The organism is Curvivirga aplysinae (assembly GCF_009711445.1).
GTDB classification, from domain to species: Bacteria; Pseudomonadota; Alphaproteobacteria; order UBA8366; family Aestuariispiraceae; genus Curvivirga; species Curvivirga aplysinae.
Window position 1 is genome coordinate 1 of record NZ_SMMC01000150.1, and the last position, 19,901, is coordinate 19,901.

General features: G+C 42.9%; 17 protein-coding genes. 15 read left to right on the plus strand and 2 right to left on the minus strand.

From position 1 onward, the window contains the following. The first annotated feature begins 221 nt into the window (after positions 1-221). The 7 genes from E1160_RS05775 to E1160_RS05805 all read left to right on the plus strand — a co-directional run bounded on the left by E1160_RS05775 (position 222) and on the right by E1160_RS05805 (position 8,537). On the plus strand, positions 222-1,172 hold the full coding sequence (locus tag E1160_RS05775) for an ABC transporter permease (protein ID WP_155154058.1): 951 nt from the start codon (positions 222-224) through the stop codon (positions 1,170-1,172). Next, positions 1,169-2,035 carry an ABC transporter permease gene (locus tag E1160_RS05780; protein ID WP_155154059.1) on the plus strand — a complete coding sequence of 289 codons (867 nt, stop codon included), beginning with the start codon at positions 1,169-1,171 and terminating at the stop codon, positions 2,033-2,035. Before E1160_RS05775 ends, E1160_RS05780 begins: the two co-directional genes overlap by 4 nt. Next, complete coding sequence (locus tag E1160_RS05785) at positions 2,035-3,837, plus strand: ABC transporter ATP-binding protein (RefSeq protein ID WP_155154060.1); 1,803 nt, start codon at positions 2,035-2,037, stop codon at positions 3,835-3,837. Before E1160_RS05780 ends, E1160_RS05785 begins: the two co-directional genes overlap by 1 nt. Before the next feature lie 158 nt (positions 3,838-3,995). Beyond that, entirely contained in the window at positions 3,996-4,907 is a 912-nt protein-coding gene (gcvA, locus tag E1160_RS05790) for a transcriptional regulator GcvA (protein ID WP_155154061.1), read from the plus strand. 103 nt (positions 4,908-5,010) lie between these two features. Beyond that, a complete protein-coding gene (locus E1160_RS05795) occupies positions 5,011-6,141 on the plus strand; it encodes a glycine cleavage T C-terminal barrel domain-containing protein (protein WP_155154062.1) in 1,131 nt (376 codons plus the stop codon). Positions 6,142-6,168: 27 nt separating this feature from the next. Continuing rightward, on the plus strand, positions 6,169-7,704 hold the full coding sequence (locus E1160_RS05800) for a class I adenylate-forming enzyme family protein (RefSeq protein WP_155154063.1): 1,536 nt from the start codon (positions 6,169-6,171) through the stop codon (positions 7,702-7,704). Next, positions 7,701-8,537 carry an SDR family NAD(P)-dependent oxidoreductase gene (locus E1160_RS05805; protein ID WP_235914054.1) on the plus strand — a complete coding sequence of 279 codons (837 nt, stop codon included), beginning with the start codon at positions 7,701-7,703 and terminating at the stop codon, positions 8,535-8,537. Before E1160_RS05800 ends, E1160_RS05805 begins: the two co-directional genes overlap by 4 nt. On the opposite strand, the gene E1160_RS05810 is transcribed toward E1160_RS05805, so the two are convergent. Continuing rightward, positions 8,530-9,294: a class I SAM-dependent methyltransferase gene (locus tag E1160_RS05810; RefSeq protein WP_218048732.1), complete on the minus strand. Its 765-nt coding sequence runs from the start codon at positions 9,292-9,294 to the stop codon at positions 8,530-8,532. The two genes, E1160_RS05805 and E1160_RS05810, sit on opposite strands and share 8 nt — an antisense overlap. A gap of 128 nt (positions 9,295-9,422) precedes the next feature. Between E1160_RS05810 and E1160_RS05815 the strand changes: the two genes are divergently transcribed. The 8 genes from E1160_RS05815 (at position 9,423) to purH (ending at position 18,921) form a co-directional block, all read left to right on the plus strand. Next, on the plus strand, positions 9,423-10,436 hold the full coding sequence (locus tag E1160_RS05815; protein ID WP_155154065.1) for an SLAC1 anion channel family protein: 1,014 nt from the start codon (positions 9,423-9,425) through the stop codon (positions 10,434-10,436). A gap of 189 nt (positions 10,437-10,625) precedes the next feature. After that, positions 10,626-11,495, plus strand: a complete 870-nt coding sequence (locus E1160_RS05820; protein ID WP_155154066.1) for a hypothetical protein — start codon at positions 10,626-10,628, stop codon at positions 11,493-11,495. A gap of 72 nt (positions 11,496-11,567) precedes the next feature. Then, positions 11,568-11,966: a DUF423 domain-containing protein gene (locus E1160_RS05825; protein WP_155154067.1), complete on the plus strand. Its 399-nt coding sequence runs from the start codon at positions 11,568-11,570 to the stop codon at positions 11,964-11,966. Positions 11,967-12,037: 71 nt separating this feature from the next. Beyond that, positions 12,038-12,709, plus strand: coding sequence for a ribulose-phosphate 3-epimerase (rpe, locus tag E1160_RS05830; protein ID WP_155154068.1), 672 nt, complete (start codon positions 12,038-12,040; stop codon positions 12,707-12,709). Between the two features lie 21 nt (positions 12,710-12,730). Then, positions 12,731-14,353, plus strand: coding sequence for a heparinase II/III family protein (locus E1160_RS05835; protein WP_155154069.1), 1,623 nt, complete (start codon positions 12,731-12,733; stop codon positions 14,351-14,353). Between the two features lie 95 nt (positions 14,354-14,448). Further along, entirely contained in the window at positions 14,449-15,330 is an 882-nt protein-coding gene (locus E1160_RS05840) for an MraY family glycosyltransferase (protein ID WP_218048733.1), read from the plus strand. Positions 15,331-15,393: 63 nt separating this feature from the next. After that, the gene (locus E1160_RS05845; protein WP_155154071.1) at positions 15,394-17,334 is read left to right on the plus strand and encodes a polysaccharide biosynthesis protein; all 1,941 of its coding nucleotides are present in this window, start codon (positions 15,394-15,396) and stop codon (positions 17,332-17,334) included. Positions 17,335-17,364: 30 nt separating this feature from the next. Then, positions 17,365-18,921 carry a bifunctional phosphoribosylaminoimidazolecarboxamide formyltransferase/IMP cyclohydrolase gene (purH, locus tag E1160_RS05850; RefSeq protein WP_155154072.1) on the plus strand — a complete coding sequence of 519 codons (1,557 nt, stop codon included), beginning with the start codon at positions 17,365-17,367 and terminating at the stop codon, positions 18,919-18,921. A 58-nt stretch (positions 18,922-18,979) separates the two neighbouring features. Here the strand turns inward: purH and chrA are convergent. After that, positions 18,980-19,901 (minus strand): chromate efflux transporter (chrA, locus tag E1160_RS05855; protein ID WP_218048734.1); only part of this gene is annotated, 922 nt, incomplete at its 5' end.

The following is a 19,901-nucleotide window of genomic DNA, read 5'->3' on the forward strand; positions in this document are numbered from 1 at the left end:
CATTTTTCTATTTGCAGAAGCGATCATTAAATTGGAAAATTTGATGATCACTGTTGTACAGTTGATCAATAACGACTAAAAAATCTATAAACCTAAAAAAAAATGTTGCATAGTCGCAAACAGTCAAAATTATATAGAGAGCATATGCAAACATTGTCTGATTAATTTCAGAGCAACTGAATAATAAAAATAAGATACAGGGAAAGAAAAGGAGGAGCATCTTGCTTCAACTCATCGTTAATCGATGTTTACAAGGTCTTTTGACGCTTGTATTGGCATCGATCATTATCTTTGCAGCGACGGAGATCCTTCCCGGCGACGTAGCAGAAGCTATATTAGGGCAAAATCGAAATGACGCAGCAGCTTTGGAAGCTTTGCGTGAGGAACTTGGCCTTAATCGTCCGGCAATTGTCCGTTATTTCGATTGGTTTTTTGGCATTTTACAGGGTGATTTAGGTGTATCACTCTCTACAGATCGCCCAATTGCCGACATGATGTCTGGCCGCATTTGGAACACGGCACGGCTTGCAATCATGACAGCATGCGTTGCAATTCCACTTGCTTTAATTCTTGGCTTGATTTCCGCTATTCGCGCAGGCGGTGTTTTAGATAAAAGTCTTGCTGTGACCACATTGAGCTTGATTGCGGTACCTGAATTTTTCATTGGCTTAGGTTTAATGACCATTTTTGCTGTTGAGCTAAAATGGCTCGGCGCTAATGCAAATATCCGTCCATATTACGATTTTGGCAGAATTGTTCACGCAATGGCTTTGCCTGTCATGACTTTAGGTTTCGCGGTTCTGGCTCATATGTTACGCATGACACGCGCATCCGTGATTAATATCTTTACATCCCCTTACATTGAGATGGCGGTTTTAAAAGGCATTCCAAAACGTCGTATCGTTATGCGTCATGCATTGCCGAACGCACTTTCCCCTATTTTCGCCGTTATTGCGTTGAACCTAGCTTATATGGTGAGTGGCGTAATCATCGTAGAAACTATATTTGCTGTGCCTGGTCTTTCTCGCTTATTGATTGATGGAGTTGCGTTACGTGACATTCCATTAATTCAGGCATGTGCCATGTTATTCGGTGCGGTTTACATTGTCGTGAACTTACTCGCAGATATTTTTTCCATTATCTTTAATCCACGTTTGAGGTTCCCAAAATGAGTGATGTAGCAGATAAGCCGTCAGCCTCAAAAGGGTTGAAAAGCTTGCGTCTGACCCCGACAGCGTCAATCGCAGGTATCATTTTAATTTTCTGGATTTTGGTAGCATTTTTTGGACCAGCACTTGCGCCTTATGGAGAAGCCGAGATCATTGGTGAAAGCTTTGGCCCAATCGGCGGCGAAGGTATATTGGGCACGGATAAGCTGGGCCGTGATATCCTGACACGCCTATTATACGGAGTTAGAACCACCTTATTCCTTGCACTCATTACAACAGTCATTTCATTTGTTGTTGGTGTCGTTCTTGGTTTCTCTGCAGCAATTTTGCGGGGATGGTTCGACATCTGCATCAGTCGTTTAGTAGAAGCATTTATGGCTTTCCCATCCACAATGTTGGCATTGGTTGTTATTGGTGCGATGGGAACTTCCATCACAGTATTGATTATGACGGTTGGCCTTGTTCTTTCTATCGGCGTTTTCCGTGTATCCCGTGCGATCGGCATGGATATTTCTGTTATGGATTATGTTGAATCTGCCCGTGCCCGTGGTGAAGGGGTCTGGTGGATCATTACCCGTGAAGTTCTTCCAAATGCAATGCCCCCATTGATTGCGGAATTTGGTTTACGCTTCACTTTCTCCATCCTGTTCTTAAGTGGTCTAAGCTTCCTTGGCTTAGGTGTTCAAGAACCAGCAGCTGACTGGGGCTTGATGGTGCAGGAAAATATGGGCGGTATCTTCTTGGGATCTTCATCTGCATTGATCCCGGCAGCATGTATCGCGTCACTCACTATTTGCATGAACTTGATTGTGGATTGGTTCCAACAACGTCAGCAAGGTGAAACAGTGTTGGAGAAAATGGAATAATGACTGACGTATTATCAATTGAAGATCTCTGGGTTGAAGGCCGTCCACCTGGGGGTAAATATAAGCCAATCGTTAAAGGTGTTAGCTTTAACGTTAAAAAAGGCGAAGTCGTTGCACTGATCGGTGAGTCCGGCTCAGGAAAATCAACAATATCCCTAGCTTCCATGGGCTTTGCCCGTCCGGGCTGTCGCATTTCCGCTGGTACGATCAAAGTGAATGGCGAAAACGTGATGGATATGACCACTAAAGAGCGTCATAAACTTCGCGGCGAAAAAGTGGCTTATGTGGCACAATCTGCGGCGGCTTCTTTTAACCCAGCTATTAAAATCGGTGATCAAGTTATTGAAGCCCCTGTTTTTCATGGATTACAAACAGCTTCAGAAGCAACCGAAGTTGCCGTTGATCTATATAAGAAGCTGGATCTTCCAGATGCAGATCGTATCGGCGGGCGTTACCCGCACCAAGTGAGTGGCGGTCAGCTGCAACGCCTTATGGCGGCTATGGCTCTATCCTGCGGTCCCGATCTTTTGATTTTGGATGAACCGACAACTGCGCTGGATGTAACAACCCAGATTGAAGTTCTAAAAGCCTTCAAGGATATCATTCGTGAACAAAACACAGCGGCGATTTATGTCACCCATGATTTAGCGGTTGTCGCACAGGTAGCTGATCGCATTCTGGTGTTGAATGGTGGCGAAGTTCAAGAATTGGGGGATACGGATCAAATCGTCCATAACCCAGCTCATGAATATACCAAAACACTTATGAACGCAGTGCGTCCAGCGCCAAACCAACTGGAATTAGACCATAAAACCGGAGATGATGATCCAGCGCCAATTCTTACGGCATCCAACATTACAGCTGGTTATGGCTCTGGTCCGTCAAAGAAAACTATTTTACGCGATGTAACTGTTGACGTGCCCGAAGGATCCGTAGTTGGCGTGATCGGTGAATCCGGATGTGGTAAATCCACGCTGGCTCGTGTCATTGCTGGCCTCACCCCACAATGGGAAGGTGAAGTCACCATTACTGGTCACAAAGCAAATCCACGCGTTGAAAAACGCGACAAGGAAACATTACGTGATTGTCAGATTGTCTTCCAAATGGCGGACACGGCCTTAAATCCGCGTCAGCGCATCTCTGATTTGCTGGGACGTCCTTTACAATTCTATCATGGGCTGAAAGGCAAAGAGAAAGCAGATCGTGTTGCAGAACTTTTAGAACTTGTTGAACTACCTGCTGCTTTTGCAAGCCGTTTTCCAGGGGAATTATCCGGTGGTCAAAAACAACGCGTTAATTTAGCCCGTTCTTTGGCGGCCAACCCCAAATTGGTTCTTTGTGATGAAGTAACATCGGCACTTGATACTGTTGTCGCAGCTTCCGTGATTGACCTATTACAGGATCTAAAGGAACGTTTAGGGCTGTCCTATATGTTCATTAGTCATGATTTATCAACTGTCGCATCTTTCGCAGATCACATCGTGGTTCTATATGCAGGGCGCGTGGTGGAAAAGGGTTTATCTTCACAGGTATTCCAACCACCATATCACCCTTATACGCAACTCCTACTAAACTCTGTGCCAGAGATGCGTCAAGGTTGGCTGGAAGAGGTCGCAACAACTGACGAAGCCAAGGCTGCAAGCGCAGGCTCTGTTGAGCTCCGTGAGGTTGGTTGTCCTTTCTCAAACCGATGTGCCAAGGCGATTAAAGGTGTATGTGAAACGAAAACACCTCCGCTTCGCAAGATTGAAACGGGTCATGAAATCGCCTGTCATCTTGAGACAGATGTCTTACCAAAGTAAAAATTCAGGGCGGCTTTTTAGTCGCCCTTTTCTTTTCTAACAGTTCGCAAAACCGCTAATCTTGTCGCATATACGTCTTGTTCTAAATTTCTTTTCACCATATACATAACTCAAATTATGACAAAGTTATGCAAGTTCACATGTATGAGTTTTAAGAAATGCAAAGACGTTTACCACCCTTAAATTGGTTGCGCGCCTTCGAAGCTGCGGCACGCCATCTAAGTTTCACCCATGCTGCTGAAGAATTAGGTCTTACACAAGCCGCCATTAGTAAGCAGGTAAAAAGCCTTGAGTTACACTTGAAGGAACAGCTATTCGAACGAAAACCACGAAGCCTCGTCTTAACGCAGGCTGGTAACGCTTACTTGCCAAAAGTACGTGAAGCTTTTGATCGTTTGGCCGCGGGTACTGTGGAAGTCTTTGGACGTCGAAGCGGAGAACTTTTGACCATTCGTGTTTCAGTCGGCTTTTCTACCTATTGGCTGGCATCTCGCCTTCATCGATTTTATCAACGCCATCCAGATATTCCATTACGAATTGTAAGTTCTGTCTGGTCTGAGGATTGGGAAGACCATGTAGATTTCGAAGTCAAATACGGTACAGGCCGTTGGAGCGGTTATAACGTCCACTTACTATGTAAGGAAAGCCTATTCCCTGTTTGTAGCCCTAAACTATTGGAAGGTCCGAATGCCATTCGTGATCCAGAAGATTTGGTAAACCACTCCTTGCTTCATGTGATTGGATATGAAGAAGGCTGGGCGAATTGGTTAACCGCAGCAGGTTATTCCAAACTAGAAGTTGGTCGTGGCCAGCAATATGATACTTCTGTATTGGTGTTTGAAGTCGCCGCATCTGGATATGGTGTGGCATTAGGACGTCGCTCCATGGCCCATCCATTGATTGAATCCGGACGATTGGTTAAACCTTTCGATATCGATATTGATGGCAACGAAGCCTTCTATCTACTAGAAACACAAGATCGGGCACCACATGCCCATGCAGAAGCTTTCAGGGATTGGATCTTGGAAGAAGTTTCTGCCAGCGACTGGTCACTCACAACTAAGCCATAACTAATATGTAGTCATGGGGTGTAAATTCCTCGTTTGAATCTTATCCTATCTTTTGTGAGAAAAGCTTTAGAAAGTTTAATCATAAAAGATAGGAATAGGCCCTATGGCAAAAATTTCTCTCAGCCCTCGCATTCGTAAATCACCTTACTTCGAAGCAACCGAACGTCATGGCGCCGCGGCTTATAGCGTCTACAATAAAATGTATCTACCCGTTGGGTATGGGGATGCTGAAAAAGAATTTAATGCCCTCTGTAATGGGGTCACTCTATGGGATGTCGCGGTACAACGGATTGTCGAAATATCCGGTCCCGACGCCCTAAAATTCACCAATATGCTGACCCCACGTGATCTAACAAAATGCAAAGTCGGTCAGTGCAAATATGTTCTTATTACTGATCAATATGGCGGCATTTTGAATGATCCTGTCCTTCTTCGTATCGCCGAAGATAAGTTTTGGCTCTCTCGCGGAGATAGCGATATTTTAATGTGGGCTAAAGGTGTCGCCGTCAATAGTGGCTTAAACGTTAAAATCGGTGAACCGGATGTGGCCGCCATGCAAATTCAGGGACCAAAATCTTTAGATGTTGTAAAATCCTTATTCGGACAAGCTGCTGAAGACCTCAAATATTATGACTTTATGGAAAGTCAAATTGCAGGAAATGATGTTATTCTTGCCCGCACTGGATGGAGTGCAGAGCGCGGTTATGAAGTATACTTGCGTGGCACCAATGAAGGTGTGAAAGTTTGGGATACAATTATGGAAGCGGGCCAACCATTTGGTATGATTCCATCTGTCCCCAATCGTATTCGTCGCATCGAAGCCGGTATTTTAGATTATTCTGTCGATATGGATGAAAGCAACAATCCATTTGAGATTGGTTTAGACCGCCTTGTTCATCTAGATGGTGATGACTTCATCGGTAAAGAAGCACTCACCAAAATCAAAACTGAAGGCGTAAAACAAAAACTTGTCGGCCTAAATGTTGAAGCCCCCCCTCTCGCCTATAACGAATATAAATGGCCTGCTCAAACAGAAGATGGTACTTCTATCGGCGCCTTAACATCCGTGGTTTGGTCCCCTCGTCTATCTGCCAACATTGGTATGGCCATGGTAGATATCGCCTATACAGATTTGGGAACAGAGTTTATCATCGAAACCGTTGAGGGACCGCGCAAAGCAATAGTGGTGGAAAAGCCATTTGTTGATCCAAATAAAAAACTCGCGCGGGCATAAAACAACAGGGATAATCGGGGAGGTATTATGATCCAACATATCGGGCAATTACTGCCACGCCATGCGAAATATCGACCTAACCATCAGGCCTTATGGACTGAGGGGAATAACTATACCTTTCAAGAATTTCATCTTGAAGTGAACAAGGTTGGTCATGCCTTATGTAGGGCAGGATTAAGAAAGGGAGATCATTTTGCGACAATCCTTCCCAATGGTTTTGCTTTAATGGCGCTTTATTGGGCAGCAGCAGAAACCGGTACCGTTATTGTCCCGATGAGCCCATTACTACAAGCTGAAGGCTTGAAGTCATTGATCAATGATTCAGATAGTAAAATGATTTTTGCAGATGCTAGTTTTGCCTCAACCTTATCTCAAATCTTACCTGAACTGGACAAGATAGATCAATCAAACTGCATATTATGTGATGATGATATCAATAGCTTTAATTCTTGGAACAATTTCATCTCAGAAAGTTCTGATGCCGCGTTACCTGATATCAATCTGACGTCATCTGACATTTTCAATATTATGTATTCAAGCGGGACAACAGGCCTTCCCAAAGGGATCATCCATACGCATGAGGTGCGGGCAAACTATTGTACTGGCTTTGCAAGCTGCTTACGCATATCGCCAGAAAGCGTGATTTTACATACAGGTTCCATCGTCTTTAATGGTGCTATGATTGATTTGATGCCATGGATGTATTTGGGGGCACGATACATTCTACATACTGCTTTTGATGTGGATGCAATGCTATCAACCATCGAGGAAGAAAAAGTCACACATGTGGTAATGGTGCCTGCCCAGATTATAGCTATTTTGACGCATCCCAATTTTGATCCAGAAAAGATGAAATCTTTAGAGATGATACTTTCGGTCGGCGCGCCTCTTCTAATGGATTACAAAGAGAAACTAAATGAAGTACTTCCAAATCGATTTTATGAACTCTACGGCCTGACAGAAGGCTTTGCGACTGTATTGGATTGCACAGTATCCATGCAGAAAACAGGATCAGTTGGCACGCCACCTCCCTTTTATGAGATGAAGATTCTACGTCCCGATGGATCGGAATGCGATATTGATGAGCCGGGTGAGATTGTTGGCCGCAGCCCAGTCATGTCCCCAGGTTACTACAAGCGCCCGGAATTAACGAAAGAAACTTTCCGAGATGGTTGGATATATACAGGCGACGTTGGGAAAGTTGATAAAGATGGTTATCTTTATCTGGTCGATCGGATCAAGGATATGATCATTTCCGGTGGTGTAAATATTTATCCAAAAGATATCGAAGAACTCATTATCCAACATCCCAAAGTCACAGATGTTTCCGTTTTTGGCGTCGAAGATGATCGTTGGGGTGAAAAACCAATTGCTGCCATCACTTGTTCAAATATCGATGAATTTAATAAACAGGAATTAATTAATTGGACCAATGAAAGGGTTGCTGCGAAGTTCCAGCGCATACATGACATTTATCTTCTCAACGAGTTTCCAAGGAATGTAGCAGGAAAAACCCTAAAGCGGGAAATCAAAGAAAACTATCTTAAAGAAGCAGGTATATGATGAAAAAACTTGAAGGTAAAGTCGCCCTTGTCAGCGGATCTGGTCGTGGTATTGGGCGCGAAATCGCCCTCAAACTCGCGTCAGAAGGCGCGTCAATTGTCGTCAACGACTTAGATAAAGAACCTGCAGAAGAAACCATTTCATTAATTAAAAAGATGGGATCAAATGCTGTCTCATCTATTGGCGATGTAACCGATAAAGCATTTCCAAAGAAATTTGTCGATACCGCCATCAATGAATTGGGCGGTCTGGATATCATCGTAAATAACGCCGGTTACACATGGGATAATGTCATCCATAAAATGTCTGATGATCAATTTGACGCAGTCATGGATGTGCATGTGGGTGCGCCGTTTCGTATCTTGCGTGAAGCCTCCAATTTTATCCGCGATGTGGCAAAAGCTGAAATTGAGAAAGATGGTGTCGCAAGATGCAGAAAAATCGTAAATATTTCATCTATCTCAGGGCTTTATGGTATTGCCGGCCAAGTTAATTATAGCGCTGCTAAATCCGCGCTTGTCGGAATGACCCGTACATTATGTAAAGAATGGGGGCGTTATAATGTAACTGTGAATTGTGTTGCTTTTGGCCTCATTCAAACCCGTATGACACAAGCCTTAAATTCCTCAGAAGCAGAAACTGTTATGGTTGGGGACAAAGAATTAAAGGCAGGCATGCAACCTGAAATGATCGATATGATTACCAAGATGACCCCACTTGGTCGTCCGGGCAGTCCTGAAGATGCAGCCAATGCTGTTTATCTATATTGTGCACCAGAGTCTGATTTTATCAGTGGACAGGTGACCGTTGCCGCTGGTGGTCTTATTATTTAGTGGCATGCACGATTATTTCACGCTGACTGGGATCAAAAGGACGTTGATCCCAGTCCCCATACCATTCCAAACCCCTAAACCCTGTATCCTCTAGCATCTGTTTCATCTTTTGCTGGGGTAAAAAGCGTAAATTGTTGTCATCACGATATTCTCTACCATCCGGAAATTTGAAATAAGTGGCAAATGTGATCAATTCACCTTTTTCCTCAATAATATCATGCCAGTAAGTTACATCGCCCACATCTGGCACTGAAACAGTTTCACGGGTTTCATCCGGTGTCCATCTATCCCAACTTCTATATTCAATATTTCTATTTTCAAAAGCCAGCATCCCGCCACTCTTGAGATGTGCATACAGATTATCGAAGACGGAAAAAATCTCATCATCTGTCAGAAATACTTGAAACACATGCCCTGTCATCACAATTAGATCAAACTGATTGGGCAGATTAAAGGAACTCCCTGTTTCTTGATGCCAGTTTACCAAATCACTATCGGGTCGATTATTCGCAACTTTCAACATGCCAAAAGCAGGTTCAATTCCTTCCACTTTATGACCTAACTTTGCCAGTTCCACCGCCAACCAACCGGTACCACACCCTACATCCAAAACATGTAATTTTCTATCACTTTGTGCTGAAATTTCAGTGGCTAATTTAACATAATACTGAATATCATGATCAGCTTCGTTAATAGGATCATAGATTTGCGCCAATTGGTAATCTGTATAGCTGTTCCCTTTTGTGATTTCTGTCAAAATGTTCGCTTTCCAAATAAATTTTACATATGAATTCTTTTGAATTCTGTACAAATAAAAAAATTATGCAATAATCATCTGATATTTCTTTTGATCTTTTACTTACGAATACTTGGGAAGGCTTCATCGTGACAGACGCGACAAAAACCACAGATCAAAATTCCGCTGTTGAACCTGAAACAGAAGATGTACGGTCTATCAAACATTTCCCTGTGGCAATGTTTGCAGGCTCACTTGGCATCTGCGGTCTTGCTTTAGCTTGGCGATTAGCGGCTGAAAGCTTTGGTCTCCCTATGATTATTTTCAAAATTCTAATGGGATTTGGGATTGGATATACAATTGCTGTTTCAGCGCTTTACATCACGAAAGCAATACGACACTGGAATCATATTCCAGCCGATATCAGCCATCCTGTACGCGGTAACTTTTTATCTGCTGCAGGCTTGGGCGTCATGTTGATTGCCTATGGCATACAATCCTATCTTCCTAACTTCGCTAGTATTCTTTGGTTGATTGCTGCACTATTTTCTATCTTTATGGCTATTGTTGTAATGAATAGCTGGATTAAATGTGAGCATAAGTCTGACCAAATCACCCCTGCCATCTTTATCCCTGCCGTTGGATTGATTATTGGCCCGATGACCGGGGCAGATATGGGGCATGATCTACTTTGCTGGATGATGTTAGGGGCCGGCGCATTTGGGTGGCTTGCCATTTTACCTGTTGTTTTAAACCGCCTATTCTTTCATGCATTCATGTCGCCTCCCTTACGCCCCTCCATGTTCGTCATGATTGCGCCTCCTGCCGTTGTTGCCTTGGCCTTAACACGTATGGATGGTGGTTATATGGATAATACAGCCCGCATGTTAACGGGGATGGCTTTGTTTACATTTTTCTACGTGGCTGCAGGTTGGCGCAAACAAATGGGCATTCCTTTTGGCTTGCCATGGTGGGGATATACCTTCCCGATGTCTGCTTTAACCAGTGCACTATTTTACTTTTATGAATCCAGCGGAGAATGGTTTGTAGGTATTTTAGCAATTATCTTCTTGGTATTAACCACAGCTATTACAACATTAGTAACGGTTAAGACCTTGATGGCATTTGCGAAAGGACATTTATTTCGGGCTCCGAAATTCTAACTTAAAATTCTTTCCACGATAGATAATTGATTCATAAGACTCTTTTTCAATCTAGCTATTCATCGCAAAGTCCACTTCACTTAAACCGCAGGAATCCTTGATTTTTGACTCTTTTTCCTCTATATTTATTGTAGAGTTGTATATCCACATGAATATTTCGTTCATTTGGTTACAGAGATTGGAAAGAAAATGGCTGATATTTCCGGTGTAAGTAATGCTTTTAACCCTGCAACTGCAGCGGCTGGCATTCGTAATCAGGAAGAAGATGATCGTAGTCTTTTAGAACAGTTACGTGAGGAACTTCGCGAAGAAGCCCGCGTTGCTGCACGTGAAGCTGCACAGAATGAAGCTAATGGTGCAACCAGTGGTGTTACAGCCCCTGATCCGTTAAATCGTTTTTCCATTGAGCGTTCCGTTCCTGGCGATAACCAAGAACGTCCGCGCGGTTTCCAACCGGAAGATACAGAAGATCGTGTTGAGTTAAGTGAACGCGCACGTGAGATTTTGGCCCAAGGCCGTGAAATTGAGAATGAACAAGATCGTCTGAATGCATTTACCAGTGAAGTTGTAGACGATACACGTGCAGTTAATGCCGAAAGAGATGCAAATGACGCTGATGAAGCAAGTCGTGCATTCGTGGCTGCAGACACAGAAGAAGATTCCTTACAACAAGAAGAAGTTGAAGCGGCTGAATCCGCTGAATTCGTAGCAGAAGTTAACGCGATTATTGCAGATACAGACCAATCTGCTAGTGACACTGCTGCTTTCGATGAGAGTAGTGAAGATAGTGCAACACAACTTGCCTCTGGCATTGAAGCTGATGCAACAGAAAATAGTCAAAATGCGATTGCTGATCAAATTGCGGAAAATGATGCAACTGTTGTCAATTTCCAAAGTGAGCAACAAGCAATTAATGCTGAAACCGTTGTAAATGAGAATGAGACAAATCAGGTTGCCGCCAATGAAAATGATACGACAGAAGTGAATGGTAATCTGGATCAAGCAACACAACCTCTTGGACAACGTGTACTCGGACAAATCGTTGATCAATTCGCTTAAATGATTTGACCCTCACCGATTCCTGTTTTAAACGCCTCACAAATTGAGGCGTTTTCTTTTGAAAGTATCTAGATGCAATCATCAGCCCTATTCCATGCAAAAGCTTTTTTGATTTTCGCAGGCCTTTTTGGATGCGAAGCAATATTATTTGGCGCATGGTCAAGTCACGGTTTATCTGGTCAAGAACAGGAATGGGCGGAGATAGCCATACGATACCAATCCCTTCACATTTTAGCGTTACTTATCCTTGGCCTCACTTTCCTTGTGACGCATAGATCCAATATTCAGTTGGGCCGCTTATTAAAGATATCAGGATATCTATGGCTTGTTGGCATCCTTCTTTTTTCTGGCAGTCTTTCAATTATGGCAGCTTTTAGCTTTACCAATCTAGGTTTTCTAACGCCAATTGGCGGAATAACTCTCGCATCTGGTTGGTTGGTTATCGCTATATCGGCTATTAAATTAAAATAAGAAGACCTCTTGCCCTGCATGGGGACGCAGCTTAAATTTAGAATAAATATTAGACATATAGGATCTAAGAAATGTCCAACTCAAAAAACGTAAAAATCGCCCCAAGCATTCTTTCTGCCGACTTCTCAAAATTAGGTGAAGAAATTGCTGCTATCGATAAGGCTGGGGCTGATTACATCCATGTCGATATCATGGATGGGCATTTCGTACCCAATATCACTTTTGGTGCACCAGTTGTAAAAGCAGTTCGTAAAACAACTAAAAAACCTTTTGATGTACATTTAATGATTTCACCCGTTGATTGCTATTTAGATGATTTTGCCAGTGCAGGTGCGGATATTTTAACAATCCATCCTGAAGCAGGACCGCATTGCCATAGAACAGTTCAGCATATTAAATCAATGGGCAAAAAGGCTGGTGTCGTTCTCAATCCCGGAACACATCCTGATACGGTTGATTACCTCATGGATATGATAGATTTAATTTTAGTGATGTCCGTAAATCCGGGCTTTGGTGGACAATCTTTCCTTGATAGCCAATTGCGTAAAATTGCAGATTTGCGCGACAAGATTAATAAATCCGGTCGTGAAATTGAATTAGAAGTCGATGGTGGTATTAATTTCGAAACCGCACCATTAGCGATCGATGCAGGTGCAACAGTTCTTGTTGCAGGTTCAGCTACTTTTAAAGGTGGATCGGATGCTTATGCCGACAATATTGCTCGCTTAAAGGGTATATATTGAAGGAAAAAGAAAGGCTGCAAAGTGACAGTTCAACTTCCAGTTCCTCCTAATTTTGGCTATCTCTTATATCGTGTTTATAAAATCGGCGGTATATATGGCTATCTATTGCGCAAGACTGAAGCTGCATATCCTACTTTTTCACCGACACATGGCCGAATGGGTGATCGCCAAAATGGTGTAAAAATTATCGCCGGTGGCTTTACAGATAACTTTCTCTCTGGCGATGCCAATCCTGACAAATGGCATAATTGGCAATGGATGAATGATCTCGCTGCTATCGCCACGCCAGAGGCACAGGATAAATCTACGGCCCTTCTCTTTCAATGGGTGAAAGAATTTGCCGATTTAAAAGACAAGAGAAAGCTAGCACCTGAAATCTGGAATAAATATAATCTTGCTCAAAGAGTATGTCATTTCATCTATGCTTGGCACCCCCTACTTTCATTGGGAAGAACCAATGACGAAGAGTTAGAAGAAATTAAAACCAGTTTTGCCCAGCAGCTTTTTCACCTTGCAAATTTATCTGCAAAATCAGATCTAAATTTTAAAGAAATATATACATTCAAAGCTCTTATTCTTGCATGTCTGACAGAATGTCTTGATGATAAACATCTCTCTTCTCTAGAAACCAAACTTTCAACCTTCATTGACTATCATCAGCTTCCAGATGGTGGCATTATAGATCGAAATCCAGAACATGCCGCTCTCTTGCTTGAGCATCTTTCTGATCTGCGTTCAGCATATGAAAATAGTCAACATCCACTTCCCGGCTTCATACAACAAGCATTAGATCGCACAGCTTCCTTTCTTTTGTATTTGAAATTTAGCGATGGGCGTCTCCCGCATTTTCAGGGTGCTGAAAACAAACCTGGCTTTAAACTTGATAAAATCCTTAAACGTTGCGGCTTCGACGGTGCGGCTGCATTATCTGCACCTCATAGTGGGTATGGAAAAGCGAATGCGGGACAGACTGAACTGATATTGGATTACGGGTTGCCTCCGATAAAGAAAGAAGCGCAATCTAACTATCACGCATCTATAGCTTCTTTTGAATTATATGTAGATCAGACACCTTTCATCATTAACTGTGGCGATGTCTCAACAACTGATAAAAATTGGTCTCTTGCTCAACGTAGCAGCTCTGCTCACTCGACAGCAATCATTGCCGATACGAATCAGACCGAGTTGAACTCACATGGTATAGGAAGACGGCTTCCATCAGTCTCTTATGACTTTCAGAACACAGAAGAAGGTAGCTTTCTTTCCGTATCCCATACTGGATATGAAAAGAATTTTGGATATCATCATAATCGTCAAATTTTCATATACGCAAATGGTAATGATATTCGGGGACATGATGAATTCTCGACATCCCAACAATCAGCACCTCAAAACTTCAAAATTCGATTTCATTTACATCCAAGTATACAAGTATCTTTGTTGCAAAATAAAACTGCAGCCTTATTGAAATTACCAACTGGTCAAGGTTGGCGCATGCGTACAGATGGGGCAGAATTAAATATCGAAGGTAGTTATTTTTGCGATCTTGGCTTACAACGCAATAGCAAACAAATTGTGCTATCCAATGTCTTAAAATCAGATAAGACCATTGTAAAATGGGCCTTCCAAGTTGAAGGTGATTGATGTCTTATTCCTTTTTCTCATCGATAATTCTTTGTTTTTTGATCTCTTGGATTGCAACAATACTTATCCGTAGATACTTGGTCCATAAAGCCATAATGGATCATCCAAATGAACGATCGAGCCATACCGTTCCTACACCGCGTGGGGGTGGGATTGTTGTGACAGGCATGACCCTTTTAACTTGGTGCTGGTTCGCATATGAAAGTCAAAACTGGCTTGCTTTCGTTCCGGCAATAGCCAGTTTAGGCTTGGCAATTATTTCTTGGCTAGATGATCTCATTGATTTATCGGCAGGAAGGCGCCTGTTACTGCAGCTAATAGCCGTATTTATTGGATATTACTGGATTGCAGAAACAGGTAGCGTTACTCAGGGATTATTACCAATTTGGGCCGAATGGGTTATCTTTAGTTTTTTCTGGGCCGGTTTTGTCAACTTTTACAATTTCATGGACGGAATCGATGGCATTAGTGGCGTTGAAACAATTGCGATTAGCTTAGGGTTGTTTTTAATTGCCAGTCAGTTAGGCGTTTTGTCAGAAATCTATATTGTCAGCATTTATATTGCGGCCATTGCCTTAGGTTTCTTGATGGTAAACTGGCACCCTGCTAAAATTTTCCTCGGAGATGTAGGCAGTATTCCTCTTGGCTATTTATTAGGGGCATTACTTTTACATCTAGCTGCTAAAGGATATTGGGTTTCTGCATTGATTCTTCCAGCATACTATTTATGTGATGCAGGTTTAACCCTTACGAAACGATTGTTAAAAAAAGAAAAAATTTGGCATGCACATAAGCAACATTTTTATCAACAAGCGACTCAAAAAGGGTTCAGCCATGCAAAGGTTTCATTGGCTATCGCTTGTGTGAATATACTTTTGGTAGGCGCAGCTTACTATGCGATATTTGAACCATTACATTCATTTATTTTTGCAGCTATTGTTGTGGCAAGTTTGCTACTATGGATGCGAAAAAAATGACACATTACCAGTTTCAGTTATTGCGGCTTGCGCCAATAAGTCAGGGCAAGTAAAACATCTCCTATGAAGCAATTGATCCTTTCAAATCGCGCCAGATTAGCGTTCTTGCATGATATAGCTATGACAGGCTTATCCGTACCTGCTGCCCTCGCACTGCGCATGGGGGATAGCATCATGTCAATTGCACAAGAAGAAATTCTCTTCGCATCTGTTATTATGATGTTAATTGCCGTGCCCGCTTATGCCAGTTTTGGCATGTATAAGGGTATTTGGAGATTTGCATCGTTAGAAGATATGATCACCGTAGGGAAAGCTGTCAGTATTGTTTCCCTGATTTTCTTGCTGATTATGTTCTTCGTATCCCGCCTGGAATGGCTACCTCGCTCTTTCCCAGTCATTAGCTGGCTATTATTACTCATCGTTTTGAGCGGATCACGTGCGGCTTATCGTATCCTGAGAGACAGAAAAACAGGTAATTTATTAAAAGCAAGTGCGCCGAATAGAATTGCAGTTTTATTAGTTGGCACAGGCCCAGAAACAGACCTATTCCTTCGGGAATTACGTAACGCTGAGGCACCGATCTACAATGCCGTTGGCTTACTGTCTTTTGACCGACGTCGTGTTGGTTTACATATTCAAAACACACCAATTATCGGTACACTCGAAGATTTGAATCAAGACCTGATCAGGTCTCTACAAATTCGACCCAGTAAAATCATCATTACGAAAGAAGATCCAAATTCTGAATCTTTGCGGAAGTTGGTGGAAGTCGCACAAGATCTCGGATTAACAGTTTCACGTTCGTCCCGTCTTTCTGAATTGAAAGAAGGTACAGAAGATCATGTAACAGAAAATATCCGCCCGATCGCAATTGAAGATTTACTTGGTCGTCCACAGGCTTCACTTGACCGTCCTGCGATGAAAGATTTGGTGCATGGTAAACGTGTTCTAGTTACTGGCGCCGGAGGTTCAATTGGCTCAGAACTGGTTCGACAAATTACAGCGCAAGGCCCTGCTGAAATCACCTTGTTAGATGCATCGGAATATCTTCTATATCTCATTGATCATGAAGTTGCTGCTTCGCATCCTGATATGCCCCGCCATACAGTCTTGGCTAATATTCGTGAAGAGGATCGTATCAATGATATCTTTTCTCGCCTAAAACCCGAACTTGTTTTCCATGCCGCAGCGTTGAAACATGTTCCAATGATCGAAGAAAACCCAATGGAAGGTATCCTCACCAATTTAGGAGGAAGCCGTCTTATTGCTGATGCCTGTAGAAAAGCAGGTGTATTATGTATGGTGCAAATTTCGACTGACAAAGCAGTTAACCCAACCAATGTGATGGGAGCTACAAAACGTCTCGCGGAATGTTATATTCAATCTCTTGATCCGATCTCACGCGCTGAGGACAGTACCAAATTTGTAGTAGTACGCTTTGGCAATGTTTTAGGTTCAAATGGCTCTGTTGTGCCGCTTTTCCAGAAACAACTTACTGAAGGTGGTCCACTCACAGTCACTCATCCTGAAGTGAATCGTTTCTTCATGACAATTCGCGAAGCAGTTGAATTAGTTCTGCAAGCATCTGTGCTTGGTGTCAAAGATGCAGAAGCAGCTGGAAAGATTTATGTCCTTGAGATGGGACAAGCCGTTAAAATTGCTGATCTTGCACGTCAAATAATCATTCTCGCGGGTAAACGCCCGGATATTGACATCGAGATCAAATATACGGGCCTACGTCCCGGCGAAAAACTGTATGAAGAAGTCTTACATGACGATGAGTCACAAATGCCAACTTCTGCTGATGGTATCTTACTTGCAGCCCCCCGTAGTTATGAATATAACGAGCTCTTAGGAGAGCTAGATGCAATTTTGAAAGCCGCTCAATCACGTGATCGCAAAGAAACATTGACTCGTTTACAAAAATTGATTCCCGAATATACCGGAGACCAAAATACGCTTAACAGCGATGAGCCGGAAACCAAACTAATCAACTCGGCTTAATTCCATGACAAAACCTAGGAGCTGATCCCAATGTCTGAGGAAACTCAAATCACACGCGCCCTGATCTCTGTATCTGACAAAGAGGGCCTTGTTGAATTCGCACAAGGACTTGCTAAACACAAAGTTCGAATCCTTTCCACAGGCGGTTCAGCCAAAATGTTACGAGATGCAGGTATTGCAGTAACAGATGTTTCGGACCATACAGGCTTCCCGGAAATTATGGACGGCCGCGTAAAAACTTTACATCCGACAATCCACGGTGGCATCTTGGCTGTTCGTGAAAATCAAAAACATCGCGTCGCGATGGAAAGTCATGGCATCGCACCAATTGACCTAGTCGTTGTGAACTTATACCCCTTTGTAGAGACAGTTGCATCGGGTGCCGATTATGATACCTGCATTGAAAACATTGATATTGGCGGCCCTGCAATGATTCGCGCTGCTGCGAAGAACCATAAAGATGTAACTATTGTCACTGATCCAGCCGAATATGCCTCCGTTCTTAAAGACATGGATGAGAATAACGGCGCAACAACAATTGAGCTTCGTAGTTTTTTAGCCCGTGAAGCTTATGCACGCACATCTTCTTATGATTCCGCTATCACCAACTGGCTTGCTGGTGAGCAAGGTGAGGCTTGGCCAAAACGGGTTACGGTTCCAGGGCGTCGACAACAAATATTACGTTATGGTGAGAACCCACATCAGGAAGCAGCCCTTTATCGCACAAGTCCTGAGCGCAAAGGCGTAACAACCGCTGAACAACTTCAAGGTAAAGAATTAAGCTTTAACAATTTAAATGATGCGGATGCGGCATTTGAGCTGGTCTCTGAATTTGATAAACCGGCTGTTGTTATTGTGAAACATGCAAATCCATGCGGTGTGGCTCAAGCTAATAGTTTGATTGATGCTTGGAAACCTGCTTTAGATTGTGATCCAACTTCAGCCTTCGGCGGTATTGTCGCTGTAAACAGAGAGTTAGATGCTGATTTAGCAAAAGAATTAACCGAGCTTTTCCTTGAAGTTGTTATTGCGCCTGCTATCACAGATGATGCTAAAGAAGTATTGGCGGACAAGAAAAACGTGCGCGTCTTAGTTACAGGTGGTATGCCAGACCCAGTTGACAAGTCGGTTACATGGCGCACCTTATCTGGCGGTTTGTTGGCACAATCCCGTGACAATGGTGTGATTACTCGTGATGACTGTAAGGTTGTAACAAAACGTGAGCCGACAGAGAAAGAATGGGAAGATATGCTATTTGCTTGGAAAGTCGCAAAACATGTGAAATCTAATGCAATTGTCTACACCCGTGATCAATCAACAGTTGGTATTGGTGCAGGCCAAATGAGCCGTATTGATTCCTCAAAAATTGCAGCAAGCAAATCTGCGGAACATAAAGGTACGGAAAATTCTGTTGTGGCTTCTGACGCTTTCTTCCCATTTGCTGATGGCTTAATCGCCGCCGTTGCCGCAGGTGCGACAGCGGCAATTCATCCCGGCGGTTCCATGCGCGATGAAGAAGTAATCAAAGCTGCTGATGAGGCAGGTATTGCGATGGTTTATACAGGTATGCGCCACTTTAAACATTAAACTGGCACAAACCGTCTCAAACACAAGCCGACCTCAATTCAGGTCGGCTTTTTTATTATTAAAATAGTTTCTCTAATCCCCATCCTGCTAGTGTCACGCCAAAGACAACCAACCAAGGCGGTAATTTCATTACCATCAAGGCAACAACAGCTAAAACAGCAAGTGTAATAGTTGGTATCTCTAAAGGAACAGAAATCAGGATTGGATCAATCAGTGCGGCTGCTATGATACCTACAACGGCAGCATTCACACCCATCAACATTTTTTGTACAGATAGATAAGGGTTTACCTTGGCCCAATATGGTAAGAGTGCAGGCACTAATAAAAATGATGGCAAAAAGATGACCAGCAAGCAAATAACCGCCCCTGTGACACCATTATAGCTCCCCCCTAATACCGTTCCCAAATAAGCCGCAAAAGTAAACAATGGCCCAGGTACAGCTTGAGCAGCTCCATATCCCGCCATAAAGCTTTCTTTTCCTACCCAACCTTGTTCCACCACACTATTTTCCAACAAAGGTAAAACCACATGGCCGCCGCCAAAAACAAGGGAACCTGCACGATAAAAACTCTCAATAATCTTCAAGAGTTCATTGTCATAAACAGTGAGCATAATTGGTAACCCAATCAGTAAAACAAAAAAAGTAACCGCCAAAATATTCGCTAATCCAAATGAAATACTGGTTTTAAGATAATTTGGATGGGGATGAATAGCAGCAGGTTTAAAGAATAGATACCCTATGCCACCTCCAATAATCAGCACTAAAATCTGATGCAACGGGGATGGCATATATATGAGAAATATGGCGCCAACCAAAGCCAATATAGTACGAGATATATCGGGGCATAAGCTTCGCCACATACCAACCACCGCTTGTGTGACAACAGCAAGGGTTACAACTTTCAAACCGGTCAAAATACCTGCAGGAATATGATCGCTATATTCCAACAGCCCAAAGCCAAAAATCATCAGAACCAAG